Source organism: Nonomuraea sp. JJY05, assembly GCF_043496855.1.
GTDB lineage: Bacteria > Actinomycetota > Actinomycetes > Streptosporangiales > Streptosporangiaceae > Nonomuraea.
Genome location: NZ_JBIEIS010000012.1, coordinates 188,411 through 196,805, shown reverse-complemented (window position 1 = coordinate 196,805; position 8,395 = coordinate 188,411). Strand labels below are relative to the sequence as shown.

Below are 8,395 nucleotides of genomic sequence, written 5' to 3'. Positions count from 1 at the left end.
GACGCGGGGACGCGGGGACGCGGGGACGCGGGGACGCGGGGACGCGGGGACGCGGGGACGCGGGGACGCGGGGACGCGGGGACGCGGGGACGCGGGGACGCGGGGACGCGGGGACGCGGGGACCTACAGAAATATGTTCGCCTGTCCCCACGTCTCCGGGGTGGTCGGCTATGGCGTCGCCGGAGCGGCTATTCCCCGCCTCGTCTGGACGAGTCGTGGGTGGTCAGGCGGCTGTCCCTGTACGAGCACTGCCCACCCGAGCATGGATGGCCGCTATCCACGAGTGATGAATCGTTGCCCAGGTCCGAAGGCTCTGTCGCGTCGGACGCCGTCCACGTACATCGCGGATGGCTGTCGGGGCATGGCTGGGTGGCCTGGCGGGCCGTTCTCGGTCCGAGAGCCCTGTACCGATCGGGCAGCAGCTTCTCAAGCAGTGGCGGCCGGCGCATCGGCCCGGGCCGGTCCGCCTTTTGAAGTGGATTGTTCGTGCCTCAATGCCAACCCTGCTGCTCGGGCTCGCGGGGGAAGTCGTCGTCTGGGAATGGGGGGTCGTCGGATGCGTCGGGCTCGGGGGTGGCTGGTGGTTTTAGGGCGGCGGAATCGGGGGCTTTGGGGTAGGAGGTTAGGTGTTTGCGGAGGCGCCAGCCGTTCGTGGTTCGTTCTATGTAGCCCGCGGCCGCCAGGCCGCCCAAAGCGCTCAAGGTGGCATCCAGGCTTAGCCCTGCGGCGACCGCTATCGACGCGGGACCCGCGCCGCCTCGGGTGGGGATCGCGTCGAGGACCTTTCGGGTGGGTTCGTTGAGTTTGTCTCTGGGGACTGCAGGAGCTCGGGACTGAGGGGCCAGGTCGTCGCCCATAACGCCGACGAGGTCGATCATCTCCTCCGGAGAGGTTACGCATACGGCTTTGCGGTCGCGGAGGAGTTTGTGGCAGCCGGCCGACATGCCGGAGGTGACCGGGCCGGGGACTGCCGCCAGGTGTCTGTTGAGGGCCACGGCGTGGGCGGCTGTGTTCAGGGCGCCGCTGCGTAGGGCTGCCTCAACCACTACCGTCCCCCTCGACAGGGCGGCTATCAGGCGGTTTCTGATGAGGAAGCGAGCACGGGTGGGATGAACGCCGGGCGGGCATTCGCTGATCACAACGCCACGATCTCTGACGGCGGCGAAAAGGGCTTCGTGGCTCGCCGGGTAGCAGATGTCGACGCCGCAGGCCAGGACGACCACCGTTGGCGCGTCTGCGGCCAAGGCTCCTCGGTGAGCGGCGCCGTCCACGCCGTGGGCGCCGCCTGACACGACGGTCCAGCCCGACTCGCTGAGACCGACGCCGAACTCGGCTGCGATGTGGGTGCCGTACGACGTGGCGGCTCGTGCCCCTACGACCGCCACCGATTGGAGGCAGGAGAAGCGCAGATCGGCTGTGCCATGGAGCCACAGACCGAGAGGACGGCCGGGGCCTAGCTGGTCCAACTGGGTGGGCCATTCCGGGCTGCCCGGAATGACCAACCGGGCTCCGGACCTTTCTCCGTTTTCAAGGTCTGCTGCTGGATTGGCTGCGGCCAGGCGGGCGTGCCAGGCGTTGAGACGGGCGGCGAGGTCCGGGGGGCGATCTTGGTGGGCTTCTTGAGCTCGCTTGGCTTCCTGGGCTAGAAACTCTGGCGGCAGGGTGCGGGCGCGGATCGCCTCCGCTGCCGATGAGGCCCCGCACTGCATCACCAGACGTCCCATGATGGGGTCGCCGACGTCGGCCGCTCTCATGAGCGCGGCGCGAGCCTCAGTTTCGCTCCTGACCGAGATGGATGCAGTCGCTGGAGTGGATCTAGTGCCCAACGTGGATGCAGTGGCCTGCGTGGTTGTGGCCATGGTGGATGTAGTGGCCGGGGTGGCGACTGTAGGGAGGGTAGCGACCGTAACCGAGATAGTGGTCGCGGGCGAGGGAGGCGGCGAGGGCCGGGGCGGGGACGAAGGCGGGGGCGCCAGTGAGGGCACCGGTGACGGCGAAGGTGACGGCGAAGGTGACGGCGAAGGTGACGGCGAAGGTGGGAGTGAGGTTGTGACCATGGGCTGGGGGTTGGCCCCGTACTGCGACTTGATCACGGGATGATGCTTGGTTTCGCTTACGGGCTTGGTTGCAGGCTCGTGCTGGGTGTTGCTGCTCATGGGGACGGAGTTGTTGGGCTCCGGCGCTTCCAGCAGCTGAGCGGCAGGAGTTATGCCGGGGCCGACGGCGACGTTCTCGCTCATGCCGGTGGCGGTGTCTGTGGCGGTGCCAGCGCTGGTACGGCTCGTGCAGACGACCGTGGCGGTGTCATTGCCTGCGTTGATGACGGGGGTGGCACCCGTTTCAGCGGAGGCGGGGAGGCTTGTGCGGGCGACAGCGGCGGCGCCCAGATCCCCGACCTTACCGGGGCTTGTGCAGGTGCTGATGGCAGTGGCGGTGCCTGCGGCCGTGGCGGTTGCGGTGGCTGCTGGTGGGACGTCGGTCATGGCAGGGGCGGTTGCGGCGGCTGGTGGCGGGGCGTTGGTCAGGGCCGGGGCGGTGGGCGGGTGGGGCATGCCACGGTCTGGAGGGGTGCTGGGTGGAGCGTCTGGCCTTTGGGGGCCGGGGGTAGCGGCCGGTCGGGGTTGGTCGGCTTTTGGGGTTGAGCTGGGCATGAGGGCTCCTGAAGGGATGTGGGGCTGGAGGTGGGGCGCAGAGCCGCATGGGATGAGGGCCTGGTCGCGGTGCAGGTGGGGGTTGCTTCGGGGGTGCTGTCAGGACTTCACTCCCAGCCAGAAGCTGAGGGCGGCGTTTGTTTCGTCCTCCTCCGGGGTGTCCTTGTCGGCCAGGTCGGCGAGGGTCCATGCGACGCGTACGACCCGGTCCAGGCCGCGGGCGGTGAGGGTGCCGGAGTCGAGGCAGGACGTCATGGGTTTCATGGCCTCGTTGGACGGGCGGTAGTCGGAGTGGAGCAGGGAGGAGGGGATTTCGGCGTTCGTGCGCCAGGGCGTGCCTGTCAGGCGCTTGGCGGCGCGTTCGCGGGCTTGGAGGACGCGTTCGGCCACCGTCTTGCTTGTTTCTACGAATTGGCGGTCGGCCAGGAGTTCGCGTCTGGACGAGCGGACCACGGTGACCTTCATGTCTATGCGGTCGAGGAGTGGGCCGGAGAGCCTGCCCAGGTAACGGCGTTTGATCGTGGGGGTGCACTTGCAGGTCTCGCCCTGGTCCTCGGCCTGGGCGCACGGGCAGGGGTTGGCGGCCAGGATGAGCATGAACCTCGCCGGGAACGTGACCGAACCCGCGGACCTCGACACCGTCACACGGCCGGATTCCAGCGGCTGCCGGAGGGCGTCGAGCACGTGGCGGGGGAACTCGGGGGCCTCGTCCAGGAAGAGGACGCCTCTGTGGGCGAGAGAGACGGCTCCTGGGCGTACGATCGCGCTGCCGCCGCCGATGATCGCGGCGGACGTCGCCGTGTGGTGTGGGCTGACGAACGGAGGCCTGCTCATCATGGGAGCATTTGGCGGCAGGGCGCCCGCGACGGAGTGGATGGCCGTGACCTCCAGGGCGTGGTCGAGCTCCAGGTCCGGCAGGAGGGTGGGGAGGCGTTCGGCCAGCATGGTCTTGCCGGTGCCCGGTGGGCCGAGCATCCAGAGGTTGTGGCCGCCTGCCGCGCACACCTCCAGGGCCCGTCGGGCGACCGGCTGACCGACGACGTCCGCAAGATCCACCGCTGGACCGTCGGTGGACCTGGGCAGCTCGGCGCACTCCTCCACCTTGGGCTCGGGCTCGTCGTCTCCCATGCGCAGCCACTCCACCAGCTGGCGGAGGTGTGACACGGGGACCACTTTGACGTTGGGCACCAGGGCTGCCTCGGCTGAGTTCGCGGCGGGCACGACGACTGTGATGTCACCGTGTTTGGCCGCGCCGATGATGGAGGGCAGCACGCCGCGTACGGGTCTGATACGGCCGTCGAGGCCGAGCTCGCCCAGGAAGAACGGCTCCACGATGCGCTCGGCCGGGATCACGCCCGCGGCGCTCAGAATGGCCACGGCTATGGCAAGGTCGAACTGGGAGCCGCGCTTGGGGAGGCTGGCCGGGAAGAGGCTGACAATGATGCGGGCGTCAGGCCAGGGATAGGTGCTGTTGACCATCGCGGATCTGACCCGATCTCGGGCTTCGCTGAGCGCCGTGTCGGGGAGGCCGATGAGGTGGATGCCGGCCAGGCCGTTGCCTACGTCGGCCTCGACCTCGACGGTGCGGCCCGTGACTCCGATCACGGCCACGCTGCGCGTGCGGGCCACGGCCATTTAGATCGCCCCCCGTACGTGGCTCAGGGCGAAGTCGCCGGCGAAGCGCTCAAGGGCGATCACGTCCACTCGCACGGTGCTGAACGTGCGCGGCTGCGCGCCCAGCCATTTGGCCGCGAGCATCCTCAGCCTGGCCAGCTTGGCCCGGCTCACGGACTCCAGGGCTGTGCCATGAGATCTGCCCGATCGGGTTTTGACCTCGACGACGACCAGGGTGGGGCCCTCTTCGGCGATGATGTCGATCTCGCCGTGACGGCAGCGCCAGTTGCGGGCGATGATCTTCATCCCCTCGGCCTCCAGGTAGGTCACCGCTACCTGTTCGCCTTGTTTGCCGAGATCTTGGTCGTGTTTCGCGGCCATGTGCCACCTCCGTCGTCGATCCGGTGCTGGTCCGAGGACCGACTTTCGTGGATGAGGGGTGGCTGCGGCAGGGCCGAACGGGGTTCTGGGGATGGTGGGGGCGGTCAGGGCTCAGTTGTGGATAGCGCGTTTGTGGATGGAGCGGGTGGGGTTGAAGCGGGGTGCGGATGAAGCGCGTCTGCGGATGGAGCGGGGGTGCGTATACGCGGCGCTGCATGACGCGGCGCTGCATGACGCGGCGCTGCATGACGCGGCGCTGCATGACGCGGCGCTGAATCCAGGGCTGGGTGTGGGGTTGAGGGTCGGCTGGGCTGATTCGGCGGGCAGTTCGGTCGGACGGGCCCTATACGGGGGCGCAGGCCTGTGGACGGAGCCCGATCAGGCACGGGCCGGTGGTCGGGGGCCGGCGGTCCGGGGGCGGCGGTCCGGGGGGCGGCGGTCGAGGGCCGACGTTGGGGTCGGGGCCGGGGCCGGAGGCCGGGGGCGGTGGTCGGGGGCCGGGGTCGGGGGGCCGGTTTGCGGTGAGGGTTGGTGGTGCTGAGGGCTGTGGTGTGGGGTGTTCGTCGGTGGATGGGCGTGCCTCAGAGTGAGGCGTGGTAGCGGACGAGTGGAAGGAACAGCTGGTTCGCAATGTGCTCAAGGGCTTGATCAGACGGCGCAGCTCGCTCGGAGATCATGCTGTATCGGATGAGCGCGCCAGGCATCGAGAGCACGGTTTCGGGAATTGGGGAGCCGCCGATTTCGCCTCGCGCCCGCGCGCGATCGATCACCTCCTCGAACACACGAGGCACGGTGGCCTTCACGTCGTCGGGTATCTCGTCGAGCTCGCTGAGCAGCCCGATGGCGACGTCCACGCCGATCCGCTCGATCCGGTCGGCGAGCTCGTGCAGCAGGACGGAGACGTCGCCGGCGAGGCTGCCGGTGTCGGGCACGTGTTCTGTGACCGTGCCCGTGTGGGCGCGCACTGCCGCGTGTACGAGGGCGGCGCGGCCGGGCCAGCGGCGGTAGATCACGGCGCGGCTCGTGCCGACGGCCTGTGCCACGGCGTCGATCGTGAATGCGGCGTATCCCTCGCGCTGCAACTGCTCCCAGGCGGCCTCGAGGAGGGCGTTGTCCAGCTCGCGTCCACGACGTCGCCGTACCGGGCGGGATTCTGTCCGAGCGTCCACCCGCTCAGGATACACGTGTATCTTAAAGACATAAGATACACGTGTCTCTTAACGGGAGGGACAAAGGATGGCGAAGGGAAAGAGGCTGGAGCCCCTGGGCCGGCCGTTGATTCGGCTGGCGCTGGTCGTGATCGTCGGCGGGGTCGCACCGCTGGTCGACACGACGGTGGTGAATGTCGCCCTGCACGCAATCAGCGCCGACCTTCAGGTGGGCACCGACGCGATCCAGTGGGTGACGACCGCGTACCTGCTCGCCCTGGCCGTAACCGTGCCCGTCACCGCGTGGGCCTGCGATCGATTCGGCTCCAAGCGACTGTGGATCGCCGGGCTCGCGCTGTTCCTGGCCGGGTCCGGGCTGTGCGCCCTGGCGTGGAACTTCTGGTCACTGGTCGCCTTCCGCGCCGTGCAGGGCGCCGGCGCGGGCATCATGCTGCCGGTCCTGCAGACGATCCTGGTACGGGCGGCCGGACCGGCCAAGACGGGCCGCCTACTCACCATCGTCATGCTCGTGAGCACCATCGCCCCGATCGCCGGCCCTCTCGTCGGTGGGGCGATCGTCAACTCGGGCAGCTGGCGATGGGTCTTCGTCATCAACCTCCCCATCTGCGTCGCCGCGATCCTGCTGGCCCTCACCTTTGTGCCCCGCGAGCCTGCCCAGCCCGGCAAGCGGCTTGATCTTCCCGGGGTGCTCCTGCTCGGGATCGGCACCGCGGCATTGCTCTACGCGCTCGGCAACGCGGCGGCCGACGGCAGCGACGCCGGGGTTCGCGTCTGGACACCGCTCGTTGCCGGAGTCGCGCTGACGATCGGATTCGTCGCCTGGAGCCTCGCTCGCGGGACGCGCGCCGCGATCCCCGTCCGGATCTTCGCGCACAAGGCGTTCAGTGCGGCCACCGCCACGTTGTTCCTCACCGGCGTCGCCCTCTACGGCGCGCTGTTCCTGATCCCGCTCTACTTCCAGCAGCAGCGCGAGATGAGCGCTCTCGCCGCCGGGACGGTGCTCGCTCTGCAAGGTATCGGGTCGTTGCTGACCAGGTGGGTCGGCAGCGTGGTCGACCGCCTCGGCGCCAGACTCATCACCGTCGTCGGCGTCGTCCTGTGCGCCGCCGCGACCCTTCCCTTCACGATCGCCACAGCCCGGACCAGTTGGGTGGTGCTCGGGATCGCCCTGATCGTTCGCGGAGGAGCGCTCAGCGCCGTCAACATCGCCATCACCGCCGACGCGTTCACCGGGCTATCGCGCGAGCAGGTCCCCGCCGGATCGGCCATCGTCCGCCTGGTTCAGCAACTCGGTGGCGCCGCCGGAACGGCGCTCCTGGCAACAGTCGTCACCGGCGTCTCCGCCACCGCTGGAACCGCCACCGGATTCCACACCGCGTTCCTGTGGAGCATCGGTCTCACCGTGGCCGCTCTCATCCCGTGCGCCTTCATCCCGGCAGCACGGCCCACCGAACCGGCCGCACGTACGAAAACGGGCTAGCGATGGCCATTGTGAGCAGAGCGCGGCCGGTCAGGCTGACAGAGCGTACGGGGCCCGCCTCGTTATCCCGAGAATCCCTCCTTGGGCATCTCGAGGTCCGCCTTGGCCAGTTCTTCCACGTTCACATCTTTAAACGTGACCACCCGCACGTTCTTCACGAACCGCGCCGGCCGGTACATGTCCCACACCCAGGCGTCCTGCATCTTCACGTCGAAGAAGACGTCGCCGTTCTCCGCGGTACGGACGTCGAGATCGACCGAGTTGGTCAGATAGAACCGACGCTCGGTCTCGACCACGTATGTGAACAAACCGACGACATCCCGGTATTCGCGGTAAAGCTGCAGCTCCATCTCGGTTTCGTACTTTTCGAGATCTTCTGCGCTCATCGCGGTCCTCCTGTCGTACCGGTCCCCCGGTTCGCCTGGTCAGGCAACCCCGGCCCCCATTTCATTTTCACCCATCCCCCTCGCCACCGTGACGAAGGAGTATCGGTGATCAGGACACGGCCCGTGCGTTTCCAGCGCCAGCCGGTGTCCTGGTGTGACATACCCCTTGTGCTCGGCGAAACCGTACTGCGGGTAGCGCTCGTCGAGCGCGACCATGAGGCGGTCTCGAGTCACCTTGGCCACGATCGACGCCGCCGCCACGCATGCGGCCACCTGGTCCCCCTTCCACACGGCCAGCGACGGCGCCGGGAGGCCCGGCACCGGGAAGCCGTCCGTCAGGATGTACTCCGGGTCACAAGGCAACTGTGCGACAGCCCGCCGCATTCCTGAAACGTTGCATTTGTGAAGACCTTTAGCGTCGATCTCCCCCGGCGGGATGATCACCATGCCGATGTGGGACACGCGGACGATCTGGTCGTACAGACGTTCGCGCACCGCCGGGGAGAGCAGCTTCGAGTCGCCGAGGCCGTCGATCTGCCTGCGCAGGATCACGGCCGCGACGACGAGGGGCCCCGCGCAGGCGCCGCGGCCTGCCTCGTCGACGCCCGCGATGGGGGTGAGGCCGCGGCGGGCGAGCGCCCGCTCATAGGCGTAGAGTCCGGAATCGCGCCGGACGACGCTTGGCCGAGGGCGGAACGCAACTGTCATGACAGA

The 8,395-nt window shown here is 68.6% G+C and carries 8 protein-coding genes; 2 read left to right on the top strand and 6 right to left on the bottom strand.

Annotated elements, in window-relative coordinates; translation table 11 throughout:
• Positions 1-491: 491 nt before the first annotated feature.
• On the bottom strand, positions 492-1,709 hold the full coding sequence (gene dprA, locus ACFKCF_RS21055) for a DNA-processing protein DprA (RefSeq protein ID WP_394496059.1): 1,218 nt from the start codon (positions 1,707-1,709) through the stop codon (positions 492-494).
• An 82-nt stretch (positions 1,710-1,791) separates the two neighbouring features.
• On the opposite strand from dprA, the gene ACFKCF_RS21050 reads away from it, so the two are divergent.
• A complete protein-coding gene (locus ACFKCF_RS21050) occupies positions 1,792-2,100 on the top strand; it encodes a hypothetical protein (RefSeq protein ID WP_394495881.1) in 309 nt (102 codons plus the stop codon).
• Between the two features lie 650 nt (positions 2,101-2,750).
• On the opposite strand, the gene ACFKCF_RS21045 is transcribed toward ACFKCF_RS21050, so the two are convergent.
• The 3 genes from ACFKCF_RS21045 to ACFKCF_RS21035 all read right to left on the bottom strand — a co-directional run bounded on the left by ACFKCF_RS21045 (position 2,751) and on the right by ACFKCF_RS21035 (position 5,815).
• The gene (locus ACFKCF_RS21045) at positions 2,751-4,286 is read right to left on the bottom strand and encodes a YifB family Mg chelatase-like AAA ATPase (RefSeq protein WP_394495879.1); all 1,536 of its coding nucleotides are present in this window, start codon (positions 4,284-4,286) and stop codon (positions 2,751-2,753) included.
• On the bottom strand, positions 4,287-4,646 hold the full coding sequence (locus ACFKCF_RS21040; protein ID WP_394495877.1) for a YraN family protein: 360 nt from the start codon (positions 4,644-4,646) through the stop codon (positions 4,287-4,289).
• A gap of 581 nt (positions 4,647-5,227) precedes the next feature.
• Entirely contained in the window at positions 5,228-5,815 is a 588-nt protein-coding gene (locus ACFKCF_RS21035; protein ID WP_394495875.1) for a TetR/AcrR family transcriptional regulator, read from the bottom strand.
• Between the two features lie 67 nt (positions 5,816-5,882).
• On the opposite strand from ACFKCF_RS21035, the gene ACFKCF_RS21030 reads away from it, so the two are divergent.
• Positions 5,883-7,295, top strand: coding sequence for an MDR family MFS transporter (locus tag ACFKCF_RS21030; protein ID WP_394495873.1), 1,413 nt, complete (start codon positions 5,883-5,885; stop codon positions 7,293-7,295).
• Positions 7,296-7,357: 62 nt separating this feature from the next.
• Here ACFKCF_RS21030 and ACFKCF_RS21025 read toward each other — a convergent pair whose 3' ends face one another.
• Complete coding sequence (locus ACFKCF_RS21025) at positions 7,358-7,681, bottom strand: DUF2469 domain-containing protein (RefSeq protein WP_026215037.1); 324 nt, start codon at positions 7,679-7,681, stop codon at positions 7,358-7,360.
• Between the two features lie 39 nt (positions 7,682-7,720).
• Complete coding sequence (locus tag ACFKCF_RS21020) at positions 7,721-8,389, bottom strand: ribonuclease HII (RefSeq protein WP_394495871.1); 669 nt, start codon at positions 8,387-8,389, stop codon at positions 7,721-7,723.
• Positions 8,390-8,395: the final 6 nt, after the last annotated feature.

Coding starts and splice junctions, on each gene's coding strand:
- ACFKCF_RS21040 (WP_394495877.1), bottom strand. CDS start 4,646: ATGGCCGCGAAACACGACCAAGATCTCGGCAAACAAGGCGAACAGGTA.
- ACFKCF_RS21025 (WP_026215037.1), bottom strand. CDS start 7,681: ATGAGCGCAGAAGATCTCGAAAAGTACGAAACCGAGATGGAGCTGCAG.
- ACFKCF_RS21045 (WP_394495879.1), bottom strand. CDS start 4,286: ATGGCCGTGGCCCGCACGCGCAGCGTGGCCGTGATCGGAGTCACGGGC.
- ACFKCF_RS21020 (WP_394495871.1), bottom strand. CDS start 8,389: ATGACAGTTGCGTTCCGCCCTCGGCCAAGCGTCGTCCGGCGCGATTCC.
- ACFKCF_RS21050 (WP_394495881.1), top strand. CDS start 1,792: ATGGATGCAGTCGCTGGAGTGGATCTAGTGCCCAACGTGGATGCAGTG.
- dprA (WP_394496059.1), bottom strand. CDS start 1,709: ATGCAGTGCGGGGCCTCATCGGCAGCGGAGGCGATCCGCGCCCGCACC.
- ACFKCF_RS21030 (WP_394495873.1), top strand. CDS start 5,883: ATGGCGAAGGGAAAGAGGCTGGAGCCCCTGGGCCGGCCGTTGATTCGG.